We start from the raw sequence: 24898 nt of genomic DNA, 5'->3' as shown, positions 1-24898 counted from the left end.
TTCAACGAACGCGTTAGGCCTCCGTTAGGGGCGGACATGGCACCCAGGGGGCATGTCTCAGGCCATTTCCGGCAGCCGCTCGCTGCACCGCTTGATCTATGCCAGCCGCCAGGCCTTCGCCCCCGACATGGTGGCGCAGGACGAGATCGACGCCCTGATCCGCGCCTCGATCCGCAACAACCGGCTGGCCTCCGTCACCGGCCTGCTGCTGGTGCATGACGGCTGGTTCGTCCAGACCCTCGAGGGGCCGGCGGCGGCGGTCATGACCACCTATCAGCGGATCCTCAACGATCCCCGCCACATCGACAGCCGGGTCATCTCGGCCGGCCCCGTCGAGGTCCGCGAGTTCGGCGACTGGAACATGTGCGCCCGCCGGTTCAGCCCCGCCGACGACGCCATCCTCGACACCCTGGCCCAGAGGCGAGCCTTCGATCCCGCCACCCTGACCGACAGGTCGGCCCTGCGTCTGCTCAAGGCGGTCCGCGGCATCCAGGATCGCACGGCGCTCACAGCCTAGGCGCTTTAGCCCCCTTCGCGCGGGGCCCGACGCACGGCATAAGACCGCCATGCCATCCGCCTCCCTCGACGAGGCGCGGGAGATCCTGCGCCGCACCTTTGGCCATGCCGAGTTCCGCGGACGCCAGGCCGAGGTGATCGCCGAGATCCTGGCCGGGCGCAGCGCCATGGCCGTCCTGCCCACCGGCGGCGGCAAGAGCCTCTGCTACCAGATCCCCAGCCTGATGCGCCCGGGCCTGGGCCTGGTGGTCTCGCCCCTCATCGCGCTCATGACCGACCAGGTGGCGGGCCTGGTGCAGTCGGGGGTCGCCGCCGCGCGGCTGGATTCCAATATCGAGCCCTGGGAGAAGGCCCAGACCTGGGAGCGGATCGAGGGCGGCCAGCTGGACCTGCTCTACATCTCGCCCGAGGGCCTGATGAGCTCCTCGGTGATGGAGCGCCTGCGGCGCACGCCCCTGGCCCTGGTGGCCATCGACGAGGCCCACTGCGTCAGCCAGTGGGGCCACGACTTCCGCCCCGAATACCGCATGCTGGGCAAGCTGGCCGAGGTCTTCCCCGATGTGCCGCGCCTGGCGGTGACCGCCACCGCCGACGCGCGCACCCGCGACGACATCCGCGCCGAACTGCGGCTCGAGAACGCCCAGGAGTTCGTCGCCAGCTTCGCGCGGCCCGAACTGGCGCTGTCGGCCGAACGCAAGCGCGGGGCCGGCCACAAGCGGGTGCTGGAGCTGATCGAGGCCCGGCCCGACCGCTCGGGCGTGGTCTATGCCGGCTCCCGCGACGGGGTCGACAAGCTGGCGGAGTCCCTGCGGGCGGCCGGGACCAACGCGCTCGCCTATCATGCCGGCCTCGACAAGAATGTCCGCGCCGAGCGGCTGGAGACCTTCCTGGAGGCCGACGCCGCGGTGATGGTGGCCACCATCGCCTTCGGCATGGGGGTCGACAAGCCCGACGTCCGCTTCGTGATCCACGCCGATCCGCCGGCCTCCATCGAGGCCTATTGGCAGGAGATCGGCCGAGCGGGCCGCGACGGCGATCCGGCCGAGGGCATCACCCTCTATGGCGCCGCCGACATGGCCTGGGCCTATCGCCGCATCGACGGCCGCGAGATGGACGACACCGTCAAGGCGGTGCAGCGGCGCAAGGTCGGCCAGTTCTACGCCATGATGGACGGAGCCAACTGCCGCGCCGCCGCCGTGCGCCGCTACTTCGGCGAGGAGGGCGTCGAGCCCTGCGGCCAATGCGACCTCTGCCTGTCGCCGCCCGAGAGCATCGACGCCACCCAGGCCGCCCAGAAGGCGCTCTCGGCCGTCCACCGCCTGGGGGGCCGGTTCGGGCGCGGCCGGCTGGTGGAGCACCTGCTGGGCAAGACCAAGGAGCCCTCCAGCTTCGAGGCCGGACTCACCACCTTCGGCATCGGCCAGGAGTTCAGCACCAACGGCTGGCGCGACCTGCTGGACCAGCTGCTGTTCGACGGCCTGCTGAAGGAGGACCCCAACGACGGCCGCCCCCTGATCGGCCTGGGGGACCCCGAGGGGGTGAAGGCGGTCTATCGCGGCGAGCGCCGGGTGGGCCTGCGCAAGGCGCCCGAGGAGCACGACCCCACCACCCGCTCCGGCCGGCCCCGCAAGCGCCGGGAGTCCGCGGCCATCGATCCGGGCGACGCCGGCCTGTTCGAGGCCCTGCGCTACTGGCGGGCCGGGGAGGCCAAGCGCCAGCACGTGCCGCCCTATGTGATCTTCCCCGACCGCACCCTGATCGAGGTGGCCCAGACCAAGCCCGGCTCCCTGCCCCGCCTGGCCGCCGTCTCCGGAGTCGGCGAGAGCAAGCTCGCCCGCTACGGCGAGGCGGTGCTGGAGGTGGTCCGGGGGTTCGAGGGGAATCTCGAGGCTGACCGTCCGGCGATCACGACCTTGGAACGCGCCCAGGACCTGCGGCAGACCATGTCACCGCCGGAGCGGATTCTGTGGAACGCCCTCAGCGGGCGGAAGATGGACGGGTGCAAGTTCCGTCGGCAACACCCCTTCGAGCCTTATGTCCTCGACTTCTACTGCCCCGAGAAGAAGCTCTGCATCGAGGTGGACGGTTGGGGCCACAACATGGGTGATCAGCCTGAGCGTGATATCCGCCGCGACGCCTTCCTCAAGAAGAACGGCATCCAGACCCTGCGCATCAGCGCGGCGGACATCTCCGCCGACATCGATAGCGTCCTCTACACCATCGCGATGACGGTTCGCGACTAAGCAGCTTCCCCCACGCATGTGGGGGAAGTGGGCCGACAGCCTCTTGGCTGGAGGGTCGATGGGGGTGCGTGTCTGAAGCGCAGTGCGTTGGAGATTCTCACCCCCATCGTCACGCGTCTTGGCTACGCCAAGCCTTATGACACTTCCCCCACATGCGTGGGGGAAGCTGGGTGGCTCAAGCCGCTCTCGAGGCGCTGGCCGCGTCCGGTTCGCGCTGGGTGATGGCGCCGTACCAGCCCAGGCCCTGATAGGTCTCGTAGCCAGGCGTGAGCGCGTAGCCGACGGTGACGCCGTCGCGGGCGTAGCTGCCCATGCCGGTGGCGTCGCCGGGCAGGCGGAAGGTCTCCTCCAGCTCGCCGCGCTTGTCGGAGGCCGCCAGGATCCGGCCGCTGTGGTCCAGCAGCAGGACCCGCGAGCGGGCCCGCTCGTCCTCGGTCAGGCGCACCCCGTCCACCACCGCCTGGGCCTGGGGCTTCCAGTCGAAGTGAATGCCCAGCACCCCGATCACCTTGCCGTCGGTCAGGCCGTCCTGGCGGATGGCGGTGGCGTAGGTGGCCACGGGGGCGTTGTGCAGGGCGGCGGCGCGCTCGATGTCCCAGGCCACGAACTCGTCGCCGGAGACCGTCTTCATCGCCTGCTGGAACCAGCCGGCGGCGGCCACCGACAGGCCCTGGGTCTGGGGATAGGTCTGGGGCCGGCCGGTGGCCAGCACCTTGCCGCGGGCGTCGCAGATCCACAGGTCGAGATAGACGGTGTAGGCGTCGAGGATCACCTTCAACCGGCTGCTGGCGTGGCGGGCGGCCTCGGCCGTCGGCTCGGCGCAGCAGGCCACCACGGCGGAATCGGTGGCCCACCAGCGGACGTCGCAGGTGCGCTCATAGAGGTTGCGGTCGATGATCTCGATGGCGTTGAGCGCCAGGTCGGCCAGGCGCTGGCCCCGCAGGTGGTCGAGGATCGCGCCTCCCACCGCCGACAACTCCCGCAGGTCGGCGCGGACCTGGCTCTCCAGGGCCTGGGCCACCTCGTCGATCTCCTGGGAGATGCGCTTGAACTCCTCCGAGACGATGGCGAAGGCCTTGCCCGCGTCGCCGGCGCGGGCGGCGGTGATCAGGGCGTTGATGGCCAGCATCTTGGCTTCGCGATTGATCGACGAGATCTCGCCGATCTTGGCGCCGGCGACGGACGACAGCCGCTCGGAGAGCTCCAGAATGCGTTCTGGGACCAGGGCGCCGTCGGATTCAGCCAAACCGCATCCTCTTGCGCCGGGGCGCCACGCTGACGGAACGATCAGGATATGCGGACACGATCCCTGAGTCGCGGCGACCCATTTAGGTGTCGCAGGCGCGTCAGGCGGCGCATTCTCGCGCCGAAACCCCGAAATTCCTAGATTTTGAGCAGCGTCTGCCCGGATTTTAGGCGGGCGCCAGGAAGACGTAGCGCTGATAGGGGTCGGCCAGGGCCCAGTCGGAGCCCGCGATTCGCCAGTCCGGATAGGTCCGCGCGATGAAGTCGAGGGTCATGGAGGTGTCGCCATAGGTGGCCTCCCCCTCCACCGTGTCACGGCCGTGAGGGACGAAGGCGAAGCCCTCGGCCGCATGGCGGGCCTGATAGTCCGCGGCCTGCGGGGCGTAGTCGGGGTTCACCACCCAGTACTCGGCCGGGCGGATGGTGATGGCCAGAAGGCCGTCCGGGGCGATGTGCTTGCGCAGGGCGCCGAGCGCCGCGTCGGTGGCGTTGCGCGAGGTGTGGGTGAAGACCGAGAAGGCGAACATCACGTCGAAGGCGGCTTCCGGCGCCGGCAGGCTGACCGGCAGGTAGTCGGACTGAGCGAGGTTGCCCGCCAGGTTCGCCTCCCGGCAGAGGTTCACCGCCAGGTCCCAGGGGTCCAGGGCCCAGATCGCCTCGGGATTGCTGAAATAGTAGAGCAGCCGGGTCATCCGCCCGTAGCCGCAGCCATAGTCGAGGATCCTGGCCCCCGACAGCGAGCGGTTGCGCAGGGCGGCGTAGTTGTAGGCGAGCGCCCGGATGAAGCTGACCGTGGGCTTGAGCAGGGACAGGCCCGCGTCGCCGGTGAAATTGCGCTGGGTCTCCTCGCTGGCCATGCGCGGCAACAGCGCCGACAGCGCCGGCAGGTCCTCGCGCGGCAGGTCGAACAGCAGCATGCCGAAGGCGTCCAGCGAGAGCTTGCCCCGCAGGAAGTCCAGCACCTCGTTGACGGTGGCGCCGCGGGCGGCGAGGCCGTCGGCCTCGGTCACGATCCTGGCTTCGTCGATCAGCAGCACGCGGAAACTTTCGCTAGGCGGCGAGACGCCGCGCGGAGAGCCCGTTTGCCCAAACCGCGCGGCGGTGACAAGTCGGCGAGATGTTTCGTGGTCGCGCTTTCGGACGGCGAACCGCTCACACCTCGCCTGAAAGCGCGCCTAGACGTCGACCTCGGCGTCCAGGGCGTTCTCCTGGATGAACTCGCGGCGCGGCTCCACCAGGTCGCCCATCAGGCGGGTGAACATGTCGTCGGCGTCGTCGGCGTGGTTGACCCGGACCTGCAGCAGGGTGCGGGCGTCGGTGTCCAGGGTGGTTTCCCAGAGCTGCTCGGGGTTCATCTCGCCGAGGCCCTTGTAGCGCTGGATGGCCAGGCCGCGGCGGCCGGCGTCCATGATCGCCCCCACCAGGTCCAGGGGCCCGCGCACCGTGGTGACCTTGTCCTTGCGGGTGAAGACCGCCGGACCGGCGAAGGTGTCGGCCATGGTGGCGGCCCGCTCGGCCAGGCGCCGCGCGTCGGCGGCGTGCAGCAGCAGGTCGTCCAGCACCACGCGCTCGGAGACCCCGCGCTTGACCCGGCTGAAGACGAAGCCGCCGGCGGGGCCGGGCTCGCCGGACCAGCTGCCGTCGCTTTCCTCGGCATACAGGTCGAGCCGCTTGGCGGCGGCGTCGATATTGGTGCCCTCGGCCAGAAGGCCGCCCAGGGCCGCCTGTTCGATGGCGAAGGCGGGGGCCCGCGACGACAGGCGCTCGATATTGGCCTTGGCCGAGCGGGAGGTCTGGATCAGGGCCAGCAGGTCCTGGCCGGCCAGACGCTCGCCGTTGGAGAGATCCAGGGTCGCCCCCTCCAGGCCCTCGGCCACCAGATAGGTTTCCAGGGCCGGGTCGTCCTTGAGGTAGGTGATCGACTTGCCCTTGGCCGCCTTATAGAGCGGCGGCTGGGCGATATAGAGGTAACCGCGCTCGATCACCTGCGGCATCTGCCGGTAGAAGAAGGTCAGCAGCAGGGTCCGGATGTGGGCGCCGTCGACGTCGGCGTCGGTCATGATGACGATCTTGTGGTAGCGGACCTTCTCGATATCGAAGTCGTCGCGGCCGATGCCGGCGCCGAGCGCCGTGATCAGGGTGCCGATCTGGTCGGACCCCAGCATGCGGTCGAAGCGGGCGCGCTCGACATTGAGGATCTTGCCGCGCAGGGGCAGGACGGCCTGGTTCTCGCGGTTGCGGGCCTGCTTGGCCGAGCCGCCGGCGGAGTCACCCTCCACCAGGAAGATCTCCGACTTGGCGGGGTCGCGCTCCTGGCAGTCGGCGAGCTTGCCGGGCAGGGAGGAGATGTCGAGCGCGGTCTTGCGCCGCGTCAGGTCGCGGGCCTTGCGGGCCGCCTCGCGGGCGGCGGCGGCCTCGGCGATCTTCTGGACGATCAGCTTGGCCTCGACCGGGTGTTCCTCGAACCACTGGCCGATGCCTTCGGACACCAGGCTCTCGACGGCGGGACGCACCTCCGAGGAGACCAGCTTTTCCTTGGTCTGGCTGGAGAACTTGGGGTCGGGCACCTTGACCGACAGGACGCAGGTCAGGCCCTCGCGGCTGTCCTCGCCCGACAGCGAGACCTTCTCGCGCTTGGTGGCGCCGGAGCTCTCGGCATAGCCGGTGATGATGCGGGTCAGCGCCGAGCGGAAGGCGGCCAGGTGGGTGCCGCCGTCCTTCTGCGGGATGTTGTTGGTGAAGCAGAGGACGTTCTCGTGATAGCCGTCGTTCCACCAGAGCGACAGGTCCAGCTCGACGTTCTCGCGCTTGCCGCGCACCACGATCGGGGTCTTGAGGATCGGGGTCTTGGCCTTGTCGAGGTGGCGCACGAAGGCCTCGATGCCGCCCTCGTAGTGCATGACCTCCTCGAAGGGCTCGGCCTCGCGGTTGTCCTTCAGCCAGATCGTGACGCCGGAATTGAGGAAGGCCAGCTCGCGCAGGCGATGCTCCAGGGTCTTCCGGTCGAACTCGATGAAGGCGAAGGTCTCGGTGGAGGCCATGAAGGTGACCTCGGTCCCCGACAGGAACTCGCCGTTTTCGCGCAAGGGGGCGTCGCCGGTGACGATCAGGGGCGAGACCGCGTCGCCGCGGCGGAACTCCATCTCGTAGGCCTTGCCGCCGCGATAGATCTTCAGCCGCAGCCAGTCCGACAGGGCGTTGACCACCGAGACGCCCACGCCGTGCAGGCCGCCGGAGACCTTGTAGGAATTCTGGTCGAATTTCCCGCCGGCGTGCAGCTGGGTCATGATGACCTCGGCCGCCGAGACGCCCTCGCCCTCGTGGATGTCCACCGGGATGCCGCGGCCGTCGTCGGTGACGGTGACCGAGCCGTCGGGATTGAGGATCACCTCGACCCGGGTCGCCCAGCCGGCCAGGGTCTCGTCGATGGCGTTGTCCACCACCTCATAGACCATGTGGTGCAGGCCCGACCCGTCGTCGGTGTCGCCGATGTACATGCCGGGGCGTTTGCGCACGGCGTCCAGGCCCTTGAGGACCTTGATGGACTCCGCGCCGTATTCGGCCTGGCCGTTGTTTTCCGGCGTGTTGTCGGGGATCTGCGTTTCGTCGGTCATTCGGTATCCAGAATCGCCAGGCTGGAGCCATCCACATGGACGCCCTGGGCCCGGCCCTTCAAATCTTCGAACAGGTGCTCGTCCGTGCCGGTGAGGAAGGCCTGGAGCTTGAGCGCCGTGATTTCGTCGAACAATGCGGCCCGCCTGCGGCGGTCCAGGTGCGCTGCGACTTCGTCTAGCAACAATATAGGGTTTGGTCCTGATTCTGCACGTGAAAGACGCGCCGCCTGCCCCAAAACCAGGTTCAGAATCAGGGCTTTCTGCTCGCCCGTCGAGCATTCCGCCGCCGGGCGGTCCTTTTCGGCGTGGATCACCGCCAGATCCCCGCGGTGGGGGCCGGTGAGCGCCCGCCCCGCCGCCGCGTCCCGCTCCCGCGCCCCGGCCAGGGCCTGGGCCAGGCGGGCCTCGATCTCCGGGGTTTCGACACCCTCCAGGGCCATCTGCTCCCAGGCGCCGGTGAGGCTCAGCCGGGCCTGGGGGAAGGGCCGGTCGCCGCGCTCGTCGATCTCGCCTTGCAGGGCCGACAGGGTTCTTGCGCGGGCCGCCGCCATCAGGGCCCCGGCCTCGGCCAGCCGCGCCTCGAGCGCGCTCAGCCAGTCGGGATCGGCCGGGCCGTCGGTGAGCAGGCGCATGCGCTCGCGCTGGGATTTCTCGTAGGCCGTGGCGTGGGCGGCGTGGGCCGGCTCGGCGGCGAACACCAGGCGGTCGAAGAACCGCCGGCGGTCGCCGGCCCCCTCCAGGAACAGCCGGTCCTGGGCCGGGGTCAGCCAGACCTGACGCTGGTGGTCGGCCAGGCGTCCGGGGGGAACCGGCTCGCCCTCCAGCCGCACCGTGCGCCGCGCCGCGCCGGCGGTCTCGGTGCCGGTGCCCAGCCGCACCGGCTCGCCGTCCAGTTCGATGGTCGCCGCCACGGCCCAGGCGCGGCCCTGCGTCTCCCCCGGCATCCGCCGTCCGACCTCGGCCAGGCTCGCGCCCCGCAGGCCGCGGCCGGGGGTGAGCAGGGACACCGCCTCCAGCAGATTGGTCTTCCCCGCCCCATTGGGCCCGATCAGGAACACCGGCCGCCCGTCCAGGGGCAGCTCGGCGCGGCCATAGGAGCGGAAGTCCGTCAGGGTCAGGCGGGTAAGGGCCGAGCGGGTCACCGGCGGGTCATAGCCGGTTTTTCCACCTCACCCCACAGCCGTGATCGCCGCCCTAGACCCGCAGCGGCATCAGGACGTAGCGGACGTCGGGGTCGGTGGGGTCGAGGACGAGCGCCGGGTCGTTGGGGCCGCCGAAGCGGAATTCGGCCAGCTCGGCGCCGATCTGGTCGGTGACGTCCAGCAGGTAGCGGGCGTTGAAGCTGAGCTCGAAGGCCTCGCCGGAATAGTCGACCTCGATCTCCTCGACCGCCTGGCCGGCCTCCATGTTGCGGACGGTGAGGATCACCCGGCCGGGCTCGATGGCCATGCGCACCGAGCGGCTCTTCTCCGCCGAGATGGTGGCCACGCGGTCCACGGCTTTCGCGAACAGCTTGTTGTCCACCATCATCACCCGGTCGTTGTCGCGGGGGATGACCCGGACATAGTCGGGGAAGTTGCCGTCGATGACCTTGGAGGTCAGGGCCGCCCCGCCGAACTCGAAGCGCACCTTCTGGGGGCTGACCGCCAGGTCGACGCTCTCGCCGGCGTCCTCCAGCAGGCGCCGGGCCTCGTTGACCGTCTTGCGGGGCACGATGACGCCGGGGGTCCCGGCCGAACCCTCCGGGGCGATCATCTCGGCCAGCGCCAGGCGGTGGCCGTCGGTGGCCACGGCGCGCAGTTTGGCCACGCCCCCCTCCACCACCGAGTGCAGGTAGAGGCCGTTGAGGTAGTAGCGGGTCTCCTCGGTGGAGATCGCGAACTTGGTCTTGTCGATCAGGCGGATCAGGTCGCCGACATCGACGCCGATGCGGTTGGACAGGCCATCCGAGGACATGACCGGGAAGTCGCCGGCCGGCAGCACCGGCAGGTTGAAGCGCGAGCGCCCGGCGGCCACGGTCAGGCGCGGGTCCTCGCCGGTGAAGGAGAGCGAGACGTCGGCGCCGTCCGGCAGCTTGCGGACGATCTCGTAGAGGGTGTGGGCGGGCGCGGTGATCTGGCCCGGCTGCTCCACCTGGGCGAAGGCCTCGTCGATGATCTCCATGTCGAGATCGGTGGCCGAGAAGGTCAGGCGTTCGCCCTCGGCCGAGAGCAGCACATTGGAGAGGATCGGGATGGTGTTGCGGCGTTCCACCGCGCTTTGCACATGCCCGAGCGCCTTCAGAAGCGCCGCCCGCTCGATCGTCAATTTCATGGTCAGTCCGAACCTGTGGCCAACGGCGCGCCCGTGCGCCGCCGCCCCCCGAGGAGGAAGGGACTTGCGACTTTAACCGAATTGCCGCCGTGCGGAAGAGGGACCGGCGCCCTGGCTGGGAGAAGTCGAAGATATGTGGCGTCAGGTCGCGGCGCGGGGCTCTGCGCAGGTGACCCGGCGGCCCGCGGCCCCTATCTTGGGGGCATGACCGACACGCCGATCACCGACGCCCCGCCCCTGCCCGACCTGCCCCGCGACAACACCCAGGACGGGCCGGCCGTCCGCCTCTACCTGGTGGACGGGTCGGGCTTCATCTTCCGCGCCTTCCACGCCCTGCCGCCGCTGACGCGCAAGAGCGACGGCCTGCCCATCGGGGCGGTCTCGGGCTTCTGCAACATGCTGTGGAAGCTGCTGGTGGACATGAAGGCCCAGGCCGACGCCCCCACCCACCTGGCGGTGATCTTCGACCACTCGGAGAAGACCTTCCGCAACGAGCTCTACGACAAGTACAAGGCCCACCGCCCGCCGCCGCCCGAGGACCTGATCCCGCAGTTCCCCCTGGTTCGCGAGGCGACGCGGGCCTTCGGCGTGCCGTCCCTGGAGCTGCCGGGCTACGAGGCCGACGACCTGATCGCGGCCTATGCCTGCAAGGTGCGCGACATGGGCGGGGAGGTGCGGATCATCTCGTCGGACAAGGACCTGATGCAGCTGGTGGGGGACCGGGTGTTCATGATGGACACCATGAAGAACCTGCTGATCGGCCGCGAGCAGGTGATCGAGAAGTTCGGGGTGCCGCCGGAAAAGGTGGTGGACGTCCAGTCCCTCTGCGGCGACAGCGTCGACAATGTGCCGGGCGCGCCGGGCATCGGCATCAAGACCGCCGCCCTGCTGATCAACGAGTATGGCGACCTGGACACGCTGTTGTCCCGCGCCGGCGAGATCAAGCAGGACAAGCGCCGCCAGACCCTGATCGACTTCGCCGACCAGATCCGCCTGTCCCGCGAGCTGGTGCGGCTGGACTGCGACACCCCCCTGCCGTCGCCCCTGGAGGACCTGGTGGTGGCCGAGCCGGTCGCCGAAATCCTGGCCGCCTTCCTGGAGGCCATGGAGCTGCGCACCCTAGGCCGCCGGGTGAACGGCGGCTCCGGCGGCGTGACGGCGCCGGCCGCTCCCGCCACGCCGGTGGCGCGCCCCGGGGCACCTGCCCAGACGCCCATCGACACCACCAAGTACGTTTGCGTGCGCGACCTGGAGACCCTGGACGCCTGGATCGCCAAGGCCCGGGCGGCGGGCGTCGTCGCCTTCGACACCGAGACCGATTCCCTCTCCTCGGCCAATGCCGGCCTCTGCGGGGTGTCCCTGGCGGTCGCGCCCGGCGAGGCCTGCTACATCCCTGTGGGCCACGAGCACGAGGGCGGACTGGAATTCGACGCCCCGGCCGACCTCACCCAGATCGGCCACGACGAGGTCATGGCCCGGCTCAAGCCGCTGCTGGAGGACCCCTCGGTCCTCAAGGTGGCTCAGAACGCCAAGTACGACCTAGCGGTGCTGTCGCGGCAGGGGATCGATGTGGCCCCCATCGAGGACACCATGCTGATCAGCTACGTGCTGGAGGCGGGGCTGCACAAGAGCCACGGCATGGACGAGCTGTCCAAGCGCTGGCTGGGCCACGAGCCCATCGCCTTCAAGCAGGTGGCCGGGACCGGCAAGGCCCAGAAGAGCTTCAAGCACGTGCCCCTGGAGCCGGCGACCTGCTACGCCGCCGAGGACGCCGACGTCACCCTGCGGCTCTATCAGATCCTGCGGCCGAAGCTGGCCGAGGCGGGCCTGCTCACCGTCTACGAGACCCTGGAACGGCCCATGCCGCCGGTCCTGGCCCAGATGGAGTGCGAGGGGATCCGGATCGATCCCGACCAGCTGGCCCGGCTCTCCCACGACTTCTCGGTGCGGATGACCGAGCTGGAGGCCCAGGCCCACGCCCTGGCCGGCCGGCCCTTCAACCTGGGCAGCCCCAAGCAGATCGGCGAGGTGCTCTATCAGGAGATGGGCCTGGCCTCGAAGAAGACCACGGCCACCGGAGCCCAGGGCACCGACGCCTCCATCCTGGAGGAGCTGGCCGCCCAGGGCGCCGAGCTGCCCCGGGTGCTGCTGGACTGGCGCCAGCTCTCCAAGCTGAAGGGCACCTATACCGACGCGCTCGCCGCCGCCATCTCGCCGCGCACCAACCGGGTCCACACCTCCTATGCGCTGGCGTCGACCACCACCGGGCGGCTGTCGTCCTCGGACCCCAACCTGCAGAACATCCCGGTCCGCACCGAGGAGGGCCGCAAGATCCGCAAGGCCTTCATCGCCGAGCCGGGCCATGTGCTGGTCAGCGCCGACTACAGCCAGATCGAACTGCGCCTGCTGGCCCATGTGGGGGACATCCCCCAGCTGAAGAAGGCCTTCCTCGACGGCCTGGACATCCACGCGGCCACCGCCTCGGAGATGTTCGGCGTGCCGGTGGAGGGCATGCCCGCCGAGACCCGGCGCCGCGCCAAGGCGATCAATTTCGGCATCGTCTACGGCATCTCGGCCTTCGGTCTGGCCAACCAGCTGTCGATCCCGCAGGACGAGGCCGGGGCCTATATCAAGACCTATTTCGAACGCTTCCCCGGCATCCGCACCTATATGGACCGCACCAAGCAGGCGGCGCGCAGCCAGGGCTTCGTCACCACCATCTTCGGCCGCAAGGTCAACATCCCGGCGGTGTTCTCCAAGTCCCAGGCGGAGCGGGCCTTTGGCGACCGGGCGGCCATCAACGCCCCCCTGCAGGGCGCGGCGGCCGACATCATCCGCCGAGCCATGATCCGCATGCCCGCCGCCCTCAAGGCCTCGGGACTGAAGGCCCGCATGCTGCTGCAGGTGCACGACGAACTGGTCTTCGAGGTCCCCGAGGCCGAGGCCGACGCCCTGATCAAGGTCGCCAAACAGGTCATGGAGCACGCCGCCGAACCGGTGGTGGCGCTCTCGGTGCCCCTGGTGGTGGATGCGCGGGCCGCCAAGAACTGGGACGACGCGCACTAGACCCTCTGTGTCATCCCGGTTTCCGCGGCACGCGGAAGACCGGGACCCATAGATACCGATATCTCCGGCACGCCCCGCGCGTCTGGGTCCCGGACAAGCGCTGCGCGCTTTCCGGGATGACACCTTAGGCGTTCGGTCCTCTAATCTCCTCGTGGCGTCCGCGCCGCGATTTCAAAGACAGAAAATTTTCGCGTCCATGATCGGCGCGGGGGGAAGCCCATGACGACCTTCAAGGCGGCTCTGCTGGCCGCGACCCTTTGCATCGCGCCGATGAGCGCCCTGGCCCAGACGGCGCCGCCCGCCGCCTACGCCCCCCCGCCCGGCGCGGTCGAGGAGTTCGCGACCCTGAGGGACGGGGTGAAGCTGGCGGCCAATGTGTTCAAGCCCCAGGGCGCGGGCCCCTGGCCGGTGGTGCTGAGCCGCACCCCCTATCTGAAGGACGGGCGCGGAACGCCCGACCAGCTGGCGGCGGCGGCCCGGAAATATACCGACGCCGGCTACGTCTTCGTCCTGCAGGACGTGCGCGGCAAGGGTCACAGCCAGGGCTTCTACCAGGCCTATGTCACCGACATCGAGGACGGCTACGACAGCGTCGAATGGGCCGCCAGGCAGCCCTGGTCCAACGGCAAGGTGGGGATCACAGGGGCCTCGGCCCTGGGGGTCACCGCCAACGCCGCGGCCATGGCCAATCCGCCCCACCTGAAGGCCGCCTATGTGGTGGTGGCGCCCTATGACCGGCTGCACTCCAGCTTCATGGGCGGGGTGATCAAGGAAAAGGATTCGGTGGGCTGGCTGAAGGGCCAGGGGGTCTCCGACGCCGAGGTCGACGCCCTGCGCGCCCGGGCCGCCGACGACGTGTTCTGGAACCGGTTCGCGATGAGCACGAACCGCAAGTACATCGCCGTCCCAATCTACAATGTCGGCGGCTGGTACGACATCTTCAACCAGGGCAACACGTCGAACTTCGAGTACCTGCAGAACCAGGGCTCCAAGGGGGCGAAGGGCGATCAGAAGCTGCTGATGGGCCCCTTCGGCCACGGGCCGCTGTCCGGCGACCTGGCCTATCCCGGCCAGGATCAGCTTCAGGGCGCCTTCGGGAACGAGCTCCGCTGGTTCGACTACTGGCTGAAGGGGATCGACAACGGGATCATGGACGAGCCGCCGGTGAGCTTCTTCATGATGGCCGGCGCCCGGAAGGGGCAGGCCTCGCCGAAGAACCGCATGATGACCTCGGCCAACTGGCCGCCGGCCCACCGCGAGGTCCGCTACTACCTGACGCCGGACAAGGCGCTCACCACCAAGTCCCCCGCCGCCACCGAGGCCAAGCTCAGCTACAGGTTCGATCCGGCCAATCCGGTGGCCACCTTCGGCGGCGCCAACCTGACCTTCGATCGCGGGCCGGAAGACCAGCGCCAGGTCCCGGCGCGCCAGGACTATCTGCGCTTCCAGACCCCGGTGCTGGACAGGGACGTGGCCATCGCCGGCCCGGTGAAGGTGGAGCTCTACGGCGCCACCGACGGCCTCGACACCGACTTCATGGCCAAGCTGGTGGACGTCTATCCCGACGGCTACGAGGCCCTGGTGCTCGACGCCCCGATCCGCACCCGCTACCGCCAGGGACGCGAGCCCGACGACGTGAAGATGATGACCCCGAACGCCCCGGAGGACCTCACCATCGACCTGTGGTCCACCGCCATCACCTTCGAGAAGGGCCACCGGATCGCGGTGCATATCACCTCCTCCAACGCCCCGCGCTTCGAGGTCAATCCCAACACCGGGGAGGCGCCGGGCCAGCACGGCCTCAAGCCCCGGGTGGCGGTCAACAGCGTCTATATGGACGCCGGCCACCCCTCGGCCCTGGTGCTGCCGGTGATCTATCCGGAGGGGAACTAGGGGGCCGGGCTGACGTTCCCGCCCCAGCGCCGCTTGGGCGCGGGGCGTCCGTCGTGACCACAACCGCCAATGAACCCTCGGCCACCGCCTTCGCCCAGGTGCGTGACTGGATCGTCCAGGCGCCCTGGCCGGCCCTGGCCGAGCTCGCCTGCCGGGCGGGCTATCTGGCCCGCGGCTTCATCTATCTGAGCATCGGCGGCATGGCCGTCCTGGCCGCCCTGGACCTCACCCCCCGGGCGCAGGGCTCGCGCGGGGCTCTGGAGGCCTGGGCGCACTGGCCCTTCGGGGTGGTGCTGCTCTGGCTCACCGGCCTGGGACTCTACGCCTTCGCCGGCTGGCGCCTGCTGCAGTCGGTGTTCGACGCCGACCGCCAGGGGACCAGCCTGCGGGCCATCGGCTCGCGCATCGGCCAGGCGATCAGCGGGGTGGTCTACGGCGCCCTGGCGGTCTCGGTGTTCGGCCTGATCGACGCCCTGGAGGACCTCACCGAGTCCGACGACCAGGCCAAGACCCGGCAGGCCGTCGCCGCGGTCCTGGCCCTGCCCGGCGGCGAGCTGCTGATCGCCGCGGCGGGCCTGTTCATCCTGGGCGCCGGGGTGGGCAATATCGTCCAGGTCTTCGGCCGGGACTTCTGCAAGCCCCTGGCCTGCGACGAGACCATCCGCACCTGGGCCCCCTGGGTCGGCCGCGCCGGCTATCTGGGCCGGGGCCTGGCCTTCCTGCCGGTGGGCGCCCTGATGCTGGCGGCGGGCATCAAGGCCCGCAGCGAGCAGGCGTCGGGCATGGGCGGCGCCCTGCAGCTGCTGGAGGGCCAGCCCTTCGGCGACGCCCTGCTGACCCTCGTGGCGCTGGGCCTGGTGGCCTTCGGAATCTTCGCCTTCATCGAGGCCCGTTACCGCCGCATGGCGGTGGGCCGGGTGCTGGGCTAGGCGGCCGAGCGCACCGCGCGGGCCTGCAGGATGCGGTGGCCGCTGTCGTCCAGCCGCACGGCGGTGAGCAGGCCGGTGGCGTAGGCCCCGGTGTCGACCCCGATCCGGCGGCCGGTGATCTGCGGCTCCTCCATCGGGGTGTGGCCATGGACGATGATCTTCTCGAACTTGGCGGTGGACTGCAGGAACTCCGCCCGGATCCACAGCAGGTCCCGCTCCACCTGGCGCTCCAGGGGCACGCCCGGCCGCACGCCGGCATGGACGAAGGCGTAGTCGCCGACGGTCAGCATCAGCTCCAGGGTCTCGTAAAAGTCGGCGTGGGCCGGGGGCAGCACCTTGCCGAAGGCCAGGCGCGCGGTCTCCCAGGCCTCGGGATCGGTGCGGGTGGCCGGGGGCTGGACGCCGTAGGACGCGAGCGTCGCCGACCCGCCATGCTCCACCCAGGTCTGGCCGAAGCCCGGCTCGTCGCGGAACTGCAGCAGGGCTTCCTCGTGGTTGCCCTTCAGGGCGTGGACCTCGAAGGCGGGCTCGGCCCGAAGCCTCAGGATGCGATCGATGACCTGGGCCGAGGCCGGGCCGCGATCCACATAGTCCCCCAGCAGGATCAGCATCGGCCGCTCGCGCGGCGCCGAGGCCAGGACGTCCTGGGCGATGGTGTGCAGCAGGGGTTCGAAGGCGTCGAGCCGGCCGTGGATGTCGCCGATGGCGTAGACCAGCCGCCCGCCGGTGGAGGGCGGCGCTTCCGGGGTCTTGCGGCCGAACAGGCGAGAGAACAAGGGCGGGCCTTCTGGTTTGGGCGCCCACCTTAGGTAGGGCGCGCGACGTCTTCAACGCGGAGACGACCGGAAAGACCCGCCGCCCCGCAACTGGTCAAGCTAGAAGCCGGTTCGGGCGGATTTTTGGCCGGACGCCGCGAACCCTAGCCTTTGGGGGGTGAACAAGCCGTTGGGCTCAGGGACGGACCAGGCCCTGCGGACCCTGACACCCGATCCAGCCGGACGCCGCGCGGCGATAGACCCGCAGGCCATAGGTCCCCGCGGGCAGGCCCTCGACGCTGAGGCTGGTGGCGAAGCCGCTGGGCTGGGCCACGGGGCGCTTGAAGGCGGCCGCCACGTCGGGCCGCGCCTGATCGATCGGCAGGGGCTGGACGAAGTCGCCGGCCGGGCCGGTGAGCCGCGCGGCGCCCTCGGTGGGGCTGGCCTTGACCGACAGATCCGAGATCCAGCCGGCCACCGCCAGGCCGCGGGCGTCCAGCAGGGCCTGGTCGACATTGCAGCCCGGGGTCGGGACCGCCGAGTCCAGGCCCGCGAAGGCGGCGCCCGCCCGCGCCATCGCCGCGAAACGCCCCCGCGACGGGGCCGAGGGCGCCAGGGGGCCGTGGGCCGGAGCGCGCGGCAGGGCGGCCTCGATGCGGGCCTCGGCGGCCTCCGACACCGCCGGCGAGCCGCGCATGACGAAGCCCAGGCCGTGCTCCTGGACCTCCAGCATGACGACGTCGGGATGGAAGCGGTCGATCAGGTCCTGGCGCCAGAAGCCGTCGTCGATGTGGGTCAGGATCACCCGGCTGAAATGCCCCAGCAGGAAGGGCGTCAGGGCGTTGGAAAACGAGTCCCGGGTCAGCAGTAGGGTAGGCTTGCCCGCCTGGCCGGTGTCCACCACCTGGGGCGCGGTCCACCCCCGGCGTTCGGAGAGCCAGGTGGTCCGGTAGCCGCCGGCGGCGGGATCGACATAGCCGCGGTAGGAGATCGGCACGAAGCTGGCCACCCCCAGCATCAGGGCCAGGTCGCGGGGCGGATTGACCCCGTTCACCACCGGCCGGAAGTCGCTGAGCGGCCGGGTCTGGGCCTTCACGCCCTGGGCGCGCAGGCCGGCCATGATCTGGGCGTAGCCGGCATAGGCGGCGTCGCCGGTCCAGTGGGTGTCGTGGCGGCTGAAGGCCGGGACGCCCGCGGCCTTCACCGCCGCCACCGCGTCATGCAGGTGGACCACGCGGCCGGGCTCGGTGCGGGCGGCCAGCTGCGCCAGGCGCAGGCTGGTCCGGCCGGGATTGGGCCCCTCGTACCAAGCCGGCCCGAACTCCGGATAGATGGTCTCCTTGGCCGGGGGGACCACCACCAGATAGGGCCGGCCCTGCAGGGCCTCGACGCGGCCCGACAGGCCCCGCAGCCACTCGGCGGCCTGGGCGTCGTCCACCGCCCCCACGCCCCGGGCCGGGCCCAGGCGCGAGCCGTCATTGTAGAACAGCCAGCCGTCGCGGCCGGCCAGCACCCGGTCCGAGCCGCTGTCGCCGATCCCCAGACGGGCGAGGTTGAGATAACCGATCAGGAAGGGCCGGGCCGGGAAGCGGTCGGCCACATAGGCGTCGGTCCGGTGGCGCAGGTCGTCCAGGCCCGCCAACCCCGTCCAGGCCGGCGGCCCGGCCAGGACCCGGCCCTCCTGCAGCTGGGGCGGCCTGGCCAGGTGGGGCAGGAGGAAGGCCGCGGCCATCAGGAGCAGGATGGTGGCGATCAGGCCTCGGCGCGGGATCGGGGTGTCCATCGCCTCAGAACCGGAAATAGAGGAAGGGGTTGAGGGTCGAATTGACCAGGACCGCGATGCTGACCACGAAGCCCGCCGCCAGGACCGGGGTGGGCAGGACATAGGCGCCGCGGGTGTCCAGGTGGGACGCCAGGCGGGGCGAAGGCGCATCGGAGCGCGGCGCCTTCAACCGCCCCATCAGGGCCTGCAGGGTCGGGACGGCGAAGACGATCCCGGCGACGAAGGCGGCGATCACCTCGGTGTCCAGCAGGTGGCGCAGGGCCACCCCCAGGGGCTTGAAGCCGTGCGGATCGAACATGGCCGCCAGATAGGCCAGGGCCTGGGGCAGGTCGGCGGCGCGGAAGAAGACCCAGCCCACCATCACCACCAGAACGGCGTAGAGGTGGCGCAGGGGGCGCGGCGCGGTGGCGAGGACCCGGTCCAGGCCGTACCGCTCCAGCATCAGGAAGGTCCCGTGATAGAGGCCCCAGACGATGAAGCTCCAGGCCGCCCCGTGCCACAGGCCGGTGAGGAAGAAGACGATCAGCAGGTTGCGGACGGTCCTGGCCTGGCCGCCCCGGTTGCCCCCCAGCGGGATGTAGACATAGTCCCGGAACCAGGAGGACAGCGACATGTGCCAGCGCCGCCAGAAGTCGGTCAGCGAGGTCGCCGCATAGGGGTGGTCGAAGTTCTTCGGGAAGGTGAAGCCCAGCATGAAGGCCAGGCCGATCGCCATGTTCGAATAGCCGCAGAAGTCGAAATAGATCTGCAGGGTGTAGGCCAGCGTCCCCAGCCAGGCGGCCGTCGCGCTCAGGGTCCCCGGCGCCAGGCCGAAGGCGTGGTCGGCCACCGGGGCCACGGTGTTGGCGATCAGCACCTTCTGGCACAGGCCGACGATGAAGTACTGGAACCCCAGCCCCACCCGGCCCGAGCCCCGGCGGTCGGCGTGCAGCTCCTCGGCGATGTCGGCGTAGCGGACGATGGGCCCGGCGATCAGGTGCGGGAACATCAGGATATAGGCCGAGAACCGCGCGAGCGAGGTCTCCGCCGGCACGGCGCGGCGCCAGACGTCGACGGCGTAGCTGATCAGCTGGAAGGTGAAGAAGGAGATGCCCAGGGGCAGGCGGTGGGTCAGCTCCGGCAGGGGCGCGCCGGGCAGGACCTCATTGAGCGTGTGGGCCAGGAAGCCGGCATATTTGAACCAGGCCAGGACCCCCAGGTCGAGCCCGATCATGGCGGTCAGGATCAGGCGCCGTCGGGCGGGCGCCTGGCTCCGGTCCAGGGCCCGGGCCCCGGCGTAGTTGGCGCCGATCAGGGCCAGCAGGAGGAGGACATAGGCCCCCTCGCCCCAGACATAGAAGGCCACGCTGCCGGCCAGCAGGGCGCCCGTCCGCCAGCCGCTGACATAGTAGCCAAGCAGGAAGACGGGCAGGTAATAGAAGATGAAGATGATGGATGAAAAGACCATCCGCCCCCCAACGCCGGCCGCCCGGTTGTGGCAGGCTTGGTCCCGGGCGGCAAGGCGCGCCGGGCCCGATCAGGCTGTCGGAAGGTTCCTGGTGGAGCCGAGGGGAATCGAACCCCTGACCTCCTCATTGCGAACGAGGCGCTCTACCATCTGAGCTACGGCCCCAGGAGGCGCGGAATAAGCGTTTTCGGACCCCTCGTGTCAAGCCGCAGAAATGCGCGACGACGACGCAGCGCCTTGCCAGCGACACAGGAGCCCCTTTAAACCGGGGCCATGGGCAGCTTCCTCTACTTCATCGTCAATTCGCTCCTGGGCCTTTTGATCTTCGCGATCTTCGCCAACGCCATCATCTCGTGGCTGGTGGCCTTCGACGTGATCAACCTGCGCAACCAGGTGGTCTACAATATCGCCAAGTTCCTGGACGCGGTGACGCACCCGATCCTGGCGCCGTTCCAGCGGATCATTCCGCCGCTGGGCGGGGTGGATATCAGCCCGATCATCGTCCTGCTGATCCTGCAGGGCATCAAGGCCTACCTGCTGCCGATGGCCTTCGGGCCCCTCGTCGCCCTGATGGGCTGATGCGCCTGCCGGTCCGGGTGACGCCCAAGGGCGGCCGGGACGCGGTGGACGGCTGGGCCATCGATCCCGAGGGCCGGCCCTATCTGAAGGTCCGGGTGAGCACGGTGGCCGCCGAGGGCGCGGCCAACGCCGCGGTGATCGTCCTGCTGGCCAAGACCCTGAAACGGCCCAAGTCGGCCCTGCGCATCGCCTCGGGCGAGACCGCGCGGGTCAAGATGATCGAGGTGGAGGCCGCCACCGAGGCGGACTTCGACGCCGCCTTCGGCCCCCGACCGGAGAGCGCTTCAGGCGAAGTGGGAACCGGTTCGCCGCCCGGAAGCGCGACCAAGCGAGAATCCTAGGGCGCAAGCCCTAGGGATTGTAGGCCCGCTCGCCGTGGGCCGACATGTCCAGCCCCTCGTCCACCGCATCATCGGTGGCCCGCAGTCCGGTGGTGCGGCGCACCACGAAGACCAGGACCAGGGTGGCGATCCCCGACCAGGCGCAGACCGCGGCCACCCCCAGGATCTGGGTCAGGGCCTGGGACCCCATGGCCATGCCCGGCGCATAGCCCGCCCCGCCGAGACCGGCGCTGGCCAGGACCGCCACCAGCAGGGTTCCCAGGATGCCCCCCACCCCGTGGACGGCGAAGACGTCGAGGCTGTCGTCGATCTTCAGGCGGTGCTTCACCAGGTCCACGGCCTGGTAGCAGACCAGCGAGCCGGCGGCGCCCAGGATCACGCCCCCCAGCGGGCCGACGAAGCCCGAGGCCGGGGTGACGGTGGCCAGGCCCGCCACCACGCCGGTGACCAGGCCCACCATGCTGGGACGCCCGAACCGCTTCCATTCGATGGCGGCCCAGACCAGGCCCGCCGTGGCGGCCGAGAGATGGGTGGCGATCAGGGCGGCGCCGGCGTTCCCGTCGGCGGCGAGCGCGCTGCCGGCGTTGAAGCCGTACCAGCCGACCCACAGCATGCCGGCGCCCATCATGGTCATGCCCGGATTGTGCGGCGGCGAGAGGTCGCGGGGGAAGCCGTCGCGCGGGCCCAGGCGCCAGGCGATCAGCAGGGCCGAGACCCCGGCCGTGGCGTGGACCACCAGGCCGCCGGCATAGTCCATGACGTGCAGGCCCGCGAGCCAGCCGCCGCCCCAGACCCAGTGGCAGACCGGCGCGTAGACCACCAGCAGCCAGAGGCCGGAGAACAGCAGCACGGCGGAGAACTTGATGCGCTCGACGAAGGCCCCGACGATCAGGGCCGGGGTGATGACCGCGAAGGTCATCTGGAAGGCGAAGAAGACGCTCTCCGGCAGCTTGCCCACCACCGCGTCGCGGCCCACCGAGACCAGGCCCAGCTTGGCCAGGTCGCCGATCAGGGGCGCGGTTCCGGAGAAGGACAGGCTGTAGCCGGCCAGCAGCCAGAGCACCGAGGCCAGGCAGGCGATGGCCACGCAGTGGGTCATCACCGACAGCACGTTCTTGCCGCGCACCAGGCCGGCATAGAAGAGGGCCAGGCCCGGCAGGGTCATGAACAGGACCAGCGCCGTGGCGCTGAGCACCCAGGCGGTGTCGCCGTGATCGATGGACGGCGCGGCGCCCTGCGCCAGGGCCGGCGAGGCCAGGCCCGCGCCCAAGATCAGCGCGCCCCACCGCGCCAGCGTCCGAACCGTCATGCCCGCTCCCCCGAGTCCCCAAGCCGGAGCCCTGGCTACAGCAGACTCTGCCCGTTGTGCAGGCAGAATTTTTCAGACGGCGCGTAAAAAGCGGGCAGGGCCCGGCGGGTCAGGCGGCCAGGACGATGGGCTCGGCCGGCAGGACATTGTCCAGGGACAGCAGGCTGACGATGCCGGTGTCGGTGGTCATCACCCCGTTGACGTATTGCAGGGAGTCGAAGGTGCCCACGTCCGGCGGGGTCTGGATCAGGCCCTCGGTGACGGTGAGGATGTCGGAGACCGCGTCGACCACCAGGCCCACCTGGGCCTCACCGATCTGGGCCACCACCACCACGGAGGAGGCGTTGGGCTCGGCCGGACCCAGGCCCAGGCGCGAGCCCAGGTCGATCACCGGCAGGATGGCGCCGCGCAGGTTCATCATCCCCAGGACGTGGGGCGGGGCGTGGGGCAGGGGCGTGGCCGCGGTCCAGCCGCGGATCTCGCGCACAGCCATGATGTCGATGGCGTAGGCCTGGTCGCCGATACGGATCGAGATCAGCTCCGCGCCGGGCTGGGGAATATGCGAGCGGTCCATGCTTAGAATTCTCCCAAGCGTTGCCTTCGAGGATCGAACTCGCCGCGCGGCGCCCTTTTTGGGCGCGCTGCCGACGAGGCCTGCTCAACCTCGATCGCCTTATCCCACGGAACCCACTCGATTTTATTAACAGCGAAGGTTACCGGAACCTGCTTGGGCCGCTCGGGTTGCGCCCGCCGCCCGTCGCCGCCTAACCTTGGACGATGACCCGCAATCCCCGCCAGGACCTGGCCGCCCTGATCGGCGAGGCCCGCCGCATCGTGGCCTTCACCGGCGCCGGCATCTCCACCGAATCCGGCATTCCCGACTTCCGGTCCCCGGGCGGGGTCTGGAGCAAGATGAGCCCGATCCTGTTCCAGGACTTCGTGGCCGATCCCGGCAAGCGCCGGGAGGCCTGGACCCGGGCCTTTTCCGGCCGCGCCGGCTGGGTCGGCGCCGCCCCCAACGAGGGCCACTACGCCCTGGTGCGGCTGATGGAGCAGGGCAAGCTCTCCAGCGTCATCACCCAGAACGTCGACAACCTGCACCAGGACAGCGGCATCCCGCCGGCCCGCGTCATCGAACTGCACGGCAACGCCAGCTACGCCACCTGCCTGGACTGCGGCCTGCGCCACGAGCTGGCCGACCTGAAGGCGCGGTTCGTGGCCACCGATGACCTGCCAACCTGCCAAGCCTGCGGCGGGATCGTGAAGACCGCAACCATCTCCTTCGGCCAGCAGCTCAAACCCGATGTCCTGAAGCGCGCCGAGCGCGAGAGCCTCAACAGCGACCTCTTCCTGGTGCTGGGCTCATCCCTGGTGGTCTATCCGGCCGCGGCCCTGCCCCAGCTGGCCAAGCGCAACGGGGCGGCTCTGGCCATCGTCAACCGCGACCCCACCGACCTGGACGGCCTGGCCGACCTGGTGCTCAACGACGAGATCGGACCGGTGATGAGCGAGGTCGCCGCCGGGCTCTAGCGCGATCGGCTAGGCCGGCTTGACCGGACGGGCCCGCAGCTTGGCCGGCGGCGGATCGGCGCGGAAATCTCCCACCAGGCCGATCTTGGCGTTGCAGGACGGGCAGCGGATGACCACGTCGTCGGCCAGCTCGTCGCCCACATTGAAGCCGGCCCCGCAGGGCTTGCACTTCCAGGCGAAGGTCTGAACCGGCGGCGGAGGCGGGGGCGGCGGCGCCTTGGGACGAATCGGCTCCGGGCCCAGAGGCCGCGTCGGCGGGTTCTTCAGGCTGAGAATCTTGCGGGGGCGGGGTTCGTCGGTCATGCGGCGCTTCGGGATCTGCGGGCGACAGGCGCCGCGTCGGGGTCCGAACTAGGCCTCTTGCCCAACCGGGGCAAGCCGCGCGCGACGCCGCGCCGCAAGGCCCCCGCGATCGGCGGTGAATTTTTAACGCTCATCGCCTAGAATCAGCGGAATTCGCCGTGGAGACCGGTTCCATGCTGACCCCCGAATGCTGCCGCGCCGGCCGCGCCCTGCTCGACTGGAGCCTCAAGGACCTGGCCGAGAAGTCGGGCGTGGCCTTCACCACCATCTCCCAGTTCGAGAACGGCCGCCCCGCCCACGGGACCACCCAGCAGCGCCTGGCCCAGGCCCTGGAGCGCAACGGCGTCAAGCTGATGGTGGAGGACGCCTGGATGGGGGCGGTCCTGGTGCGTTCGCGAGGCTAGACCTCGACCCCGGCCTCCCGCATCAACCGCACCAGGCGCTTGAGCAGGGTGGCGTTCTGCCTGGCCATGGCCAGCACCATCTCCGGATTGCGGGTCTCGTTGGCCCCCACCAGCCCGTCCTCGGTGTCGATCAGGGATCCGGCGTCGATCAGCTTCTGGATGCGCCGCCGCGCGGTCTCGTAGGAGAGGCCCAGGGACAGGGCCACGGCGTTGCGGCTGATGGGCCGCTTGATCTCGAAGGGCTCGGGCTGGTCGATGGCCCCATAGCGCAGGGACTGGACCGGGTCGGCGTTGAGGTGGGCCACATTGGCCACCGCCACGGTCGACAGGATCAGGGCGTCGAGGGGGTCGTGGGTCCCGCCGCGCAGGACCGCGCTGTAGATCGAGATCACATAGTCCATGGACAGCCGGGAGATCAGCCGGATGTGCCGGGGGTCGTCCATGTGCCGGTTCCGTCGCGGGGGGTGGGAAATCCCTGACGTGATTCGCCGCGGGCGGGACGCCTGGATTGGCGGATCTGAAGGAAGGGTGGTGCCGCTTAGGTGACTCGAACACCTGACCCCATCATTACGAATGATGTGCTCTACCAGCTGAGCTAAAGCGGCCTAAACCTCGTGGATCGGCGAAC

21 protein-coding genes, 2 tRNA genes and 1 pseudogene are annotated in these 24898 nt (G+C 70.0%); 10 read left to right on the top strand and 14 right to left on the bottom strand.

Translation table 11 applies throughout. The features are described from left to right. Positions 1 to 52: 52 nt before the first annotated feature. The 3 genes and pseudogenes from AC1RN5_RS16910 (at position 53) to AC1RN5_RS16900 (ending at position 2759) form a co-directional block, all read left to right on the top strand. Entirely contained in the window at positions 53 to 517 is a 465-nt protein-coding gene (locus tag AC1RN5_RS16910) for a BLUF domain-containing protein (RefSeq protein ID WP_493042306.1), read from the top strand. 49 nt (positions 518 to 566) lie between these two features. Beyond that, positions 567 to 2384, top strand: a pseudogene (gene recQ / locus AC1RN5_RS16905) (DNA helicase RecQ); the annotation flags it as partial. Further along, positions 2367 to 2759, top strand: a complete 393-nt coding sequence (locus AC1RN5_RS16900) for an endonuclease domain-containing protein (RefSeq protein ID WP_493043004.1) — start codon at positions 2367 to 2369, stop codon at positions 2757 to 2759. The pseudogene recQ and the gene AC1RN5_RS16900, both read left to right, overlap by 18 nt. Before the next feature lie 175 nt (positions 2760 to 2934). Here AC1RN5_RS16900 and AC1RN5_RS16895 read toward each other — a convergent pair whose 3' ends face one another. The 5 genes from AC1RN5_RS16895 to dnaN all read right to left on the bottom strand — a co-directional run bounded on the left by AC1RN5_RS16895 (position 2935) and on the right by dnaN (position 9931). Beyond that, positions 2935 to 4005, bottom strand: coding sequence for a cache domain-containing protein (locus AC1RN5_RS16895; RefSeq protein WP_493042305.1), 1071 nt, complete (start codon positions 4003 to 4005; stop codon positions 2935 to 2937). Positions 4006 to 4171: 166 nt separating this feature from the next. Then, entirely contained in the window at positions 4172 to 5041 is an 870-nt protein-coding gene (locus AC1RN5_RS16890) for a class I SAM-dependent methyltransferase (RefSeq protein ID WP_493042304.1), read from the bottom strand. 138 nt (positions 5042 to 5179) lie between these two features. Further along, positions 5180 to 7618 (bottom strand): DNA topoisomerase (ATP-hydrolyzing) subunit B, encoded by a 2439-nt coding sequence (gyrB, locus tag AC1RN5_RS16885; protein WP_493042303.1) that lies wholly within the window; start codon positions 7616 to 7618, stop codon positions 5180 to 5182. Continuing rightward, on the bottom strand, positions 7615 to 8760 hold the full coding sequence (gene recF, locus AC1RN5_RS16880) for a DNA replication/repair protein RecF (protein WP_493042302.1): 1146 nt from the start codon (positions 8758 to 8760) through the stop codon (positions 7615 to 7617). Before recF ends, gyrB begins: the two co-directional genes overlap by 4 nt. Before the next feature lie 52 nt (positions 8761 to 8812). Beyond that, the gene (gene dnaN, locus AC1RN5_RS16875) at positions 8813 to 9931 is read right to left on the bottom strand and encodes a DNA polymerase III subunit beta (RefSeq protein WP_421933815.1); all 1119 of its coding nucleotides are present in this window, start codon (positions 9929 to 9931) and stop codon (positions 8813 to 8815) included. 204 nt (positions 9932 to 10135) lie between these two features. On the opposite strand from dnaN, the gene polA reads away from it, so the two are divergent. From polA to AC1RN5_RS16860, 3 genes are all read left to right on the top strand, one after another. Further along, positions 10136 to 12997, top strand: a complete 2862-nt coding sequence (gene polA / locus AC1RN5_RS16870; RefSeq protein WP_493042301.1) for a DNA polymerase I — start codon at positions 10136 to 10138, stop codon at positions 12995 to 12997. A gap of 219 nt (positions 12998 to 13216) precedes the next feature. After that, positions 13217 to 14890 (top strand): CocE/NonD family hydrolase, encoded by a 1674-nt coding sequence (locus tag AC1RN5_RS16865; RefSeq protein ID WP_493042300.1) that lies wholly within the window; start codon positions 13217 to 13219, stop codon positions 14888 to 14890. A gap of 53 nt (positions 14891 to 14943) precedes the next feature. Further along, positions 14944 to 15819, top strand: a complete 876-nt coding sequence (locus AC1RN5_RS16860; RefSeq protein WP_493042299.1) for a DUF1206 domain-containing protein — start codon at positions 14944 to 14946, stop codon at positions 15817 to 15819. Here the strand turns inward: AC1RN5_RS16860 and AC1RN5_RS16855 are convergent. The 4 genes from AC1RN5_RS16855 to AC1RN5_RS16840 form a co-directional block, all read right to left on the bottom strand. Further along, a complete protein-coding gene (locus AC1RN5_RS16855) occupies positions 15816 to 16595 on the bottom strand; it encodes a metallophosphoesterase family protein (protein ID WP_493042298.1) in 780 nt (259 codons plus the stop codon). The two genes, AC1RN5_RS16860 and AC1RN5_RS16855, sit on opposite strands and share 4 nt — an antisense overlap. Before the next feature lie 175 nt (positions 16596 to 16770). Then, the gene (locus AC1RN5_RS16850) at positions 16771 to 18357 is read right to left on the bottom strand and encodes an alginate O-acetyltransferase AlgX-related protein (RefSeq protein WP_493042297.1); all 1587 of its coding nucleotides are present in this window, start codon (positions 18355 to 18357) and stop codon (positions 16771 to 16773) included. A gap of 4 nt (positions 18358 to 18361) precedes the next feature. Further along, positions 18362 to 19804 (bottom strand): MBOAT family O-acyltransferase, encoded by a 1443-nt coding sequence (locus tag AC1RN5_RS16845; RefSeq protein WP_493042296.1) that lies wholly within the window; start codon positions 19802 to 19804, stop codon positions 18362 to 18364. Positions 19805 to 19893: 89 nt separating this feature from the next. Further along, positions 19894 to 19969: transfer RNA gene (locus tag AC1RN5_RS16840), tRNA-Ala, on the bottom strand. Between the two features lie 108 nt (positions 19970 to 20077). Between AC1RN5_RS16840 and AC1RN5_RS16835 the strand changes: the two genes are divergently transcribed. Both AC1RN5_RS16835 and AC1RN5_RS16830 read left to right on the top strand, forming a co-directional pair. Next, positions 20078 to 20383 (top strand): YggT family protein, encoded by a 306-nt coding sequence (locus AC1RN5_RS16835; protein WP_421933808.1) that lies wholly within the window; start codon positions 20078 to 20080, stop codon positions 20381 to 20383. Beyond that, positions 20383 to 20724, top strand: coding sequence for a DUF167 family protein (locus AC1RN5_RS16830; RefSeq protein WP_493042295.1), 342 nt, complete (start codon positions 20383 to 20385; stop codon positions 20722 to 20724). The genes AC1RN5_RS16835 and AC1RN5_RS16830 overlap by 1 nt, the downstream gene beginning before the upstream one ends. A 10-nt stretch (positions 20725 to 20734) precedes the next feature. On the opposite strand, the gene AC1RN5_RS16825 is transcribed toward AC1RN5_RS16830, so the two are convergent. Continuing rightward, complete coding sequence (locus AC1RN5_RS16825) at positions 20735 to 22033, bottom strand: ammonium transporter (protein ID WP_493042294.1); 1299 nt, start codon at positions 22031 to 22033, stop codon at positions 20735 to 20737. Positions 22034 to 22142: 109 nt separating this feature from the next. Next, a complete protein-coding gene (locus AC1RN5_RS16820) occupies positions 22143 to 22607 on the bottom strand; it encodes a chemotaxis protein CheW (protein ID WP_421933805.1) in 465 nt (154 codons plus the stop codon). Between the two features lie 203 nt (positions 22608 to 22810). Here AC1RN5_RS16820 and AC1RN5_RS16815 point away from each other — a divergent pair, with 203 nt between their 5' ends. Beyond that, positions 22811 to 23563 (top strand): SIR2 family NAD-dependent protein deacylase, encoded by a 753-nt coding sequence (locus AC1RN5_RS16815; protein ID WP_493042293.1) that lies wholly within the window; start codon positions 22811 to 22813, stop codon positions 23561 to 23563. A 9-nt stretch (positions 23564 to 23572) separates the two neighbouring features. Here the strand turns inward: AC1RN5_RS16815 and AC1RN5_RS16810 are convergent, their stop codons facing one another. Beyond that, positions 23573 to 23866, bottom strand: coding sequence for a hypothetical protein (locus AC1RN5_RS16810; RefSeq protein WP_493042292.1), 294 nt, complete (start codon positions 23864 to 23866; stop codon positions 23573 to 23575). A gap of 173 nt (positions 23867 to 24039) precedes the next feature. Here AC1RN5_RS16810 and AC1RN5_RS16805 point away from each other — a divergent pair, with 173 nt between their 5' ends. Next, positions 24040 to 24270, top strand: a complete 231-nt coding sequence (locus AC1RN5_RS16805) for a helix-turn-helix domain-containing protein (RefSeq protein WP_493042291.1) — start codon at positions 24040 to 24042, stop codon at positions 24268 to 24270. On the opposite strand, the gene AC1RN5_RS16800 is transcribed toward AC1RN5_RS16805, so the two are convergent. Together AC1RN5_RS16800 and AC1RN5_RS16795 are read right to left on the bottom strand one after the other, a co-directional pair. Then, on the bottom strand, positions 24267 to 24713 hold the full coding sequence (locus AC1RN5_RS16800; RefSeq protein WP_493042290.1) for a hypothetical protein: 447 nt from the start codon (positions 24711 to 24713) through the stop codon (positions 24267 to 24269). The two genes, AC1RN5_RS16805 and AC1RN5_RS16800, sit on opposite strands and share 4 nt — an antisense overlap. Before the next feature lie 86 nt (positions 24714 to 24799). Then, positions 24800 to 24875 (bottom strand) — tRNA-Thr (locus AC1RN5_RS16795). Between the last annotated feature and the right edge of the window lie 23 nt (positions 24876 to 24898).

The sequence above is a fragment of the Phenylobacterium sp. GW821-FHT12F10 genome, from assembly GCF_058806695.1.
The sequence above is the reverse complement of the archived record's forward strand: the minus strand, read 5'-3'. Positions and strand labels throughout refer to the sequence as shown.

What these genes read in the sequence shown, in the direction of transcription:
- AC1RN5_RS16910 (WP_493042306.1), top strand. Translation starts at nt 53, where the DNA reads ATGTCTCAGGCCATTTCCGGCAGCCGCTCGCTGCACCGCTTGATCTAT.
- gyrB (WP_493042303.1), bottom strand. Translation starts at nt 7,618, where the DNA reads ATGACCGACGAAACGCAGATCCCCGACAACACGCCGGAAAACAACGGC.
- dnaN (WP_421933815.1), bottom strand. Translation starts at nt 9,931, where the DNA reads ATGAAATTGACGATCGAGCGGGCGGCGCTTCTGAAGGCGCTCGGGCAT.
- polA (WP_493042301.1), top strand. Translation starts at nt 10,136, where the DNA reads ATGACCGACACGCCGATCACCGACGCCCCGCCCCTGCCCGACCTGCCC.
- AC1RN5_RS16865 (WP_493042300.1), top strand. Translation starts at nt 13,217, where the DNA reads ATGACGACCTTCAAGGCGGCTCTGCTGGCCGCGACCCTTTGCATCGCG.
- AC1RN5_RS16850 (WP_493042297.1), bottom strand. Translation starts at nt 18,357, where the DNA reads ATGGACACCCCGATCCCGCGCCGAGGCCTGATCGCCACCATCCTGCTC.
- AC1RN5_RS16845 (WP_493042296.1), bottom strand. Translation starts at nt 19,804, where the DNA reads ATGGTCTTTTCATCCATCATCTTCATCTTCTATTACCTGCCCGTCTTC.
- AC1RN5_RS16835 (WP_421933808.1), top strand. Translation starts at nt 20,078, where the DNA reads ATGGGCAGCTTCCTCTACTTCATCGTCAATTCGCTCCTGGGCCTTTTG.
- AC1RN5_RS16830 (WP_493042295.1), top strand. Translation starts at nt 20,383, where the DNA reads ATGCGCCTGCCGGTCCGGGTGACGCCCAAGGGCGGCCGGGACGCGGTG.
- AC1RN5_RS16825 (WP_493042294.1), bottom strand. Translation starts at nt 22,033, where the DNA reads ATGACGGTTCGGACGCTGGCGCGGTGGGGCGCGCTGATCTTGGGCGCG.
- AC1RN5_RS16820 (WP_421933805.1), bottom strand. Translation starts at nt 22,607, where the DNA reads ATGGACCGCTCGCATATTCCCCAGCCCGGCGCGGAGCTGATCTCGATC.
- AC1RN5_RS16815 (WP_493042293.1), top strand. Translation starts at nt 22,811, where the DNA reads ATGACCCGCAATCCCCGCCAGGACCTGGCCGCCCTGATCGGCGAGGCC.
- AC1RN5_RS16810 (WP_493042292.1), bottom strand. Translation starts at nt 23,866, where the DNA reads ATGACCGACGAACCCCGCCCCCGCAAGATTCTCAGCCTGAAGAACCCG.
- AC1RN5_RS16805 (WP_493042291.1), top strand. Translation starts at nt 24,040, where the DNA reads ATGCTGACCCCCGAATGCTGCCGCGCCGGCCGCGCCCTGCTCGACTGG.
- AC1RN5_RS16800 (WP_493042290.1), bottom strand. Translation starts at nt 24,713, where the DNA reads ATGGACGACCCCCGGCACATCCGGCTGATCTCCCGGCTGTCCATGGAC.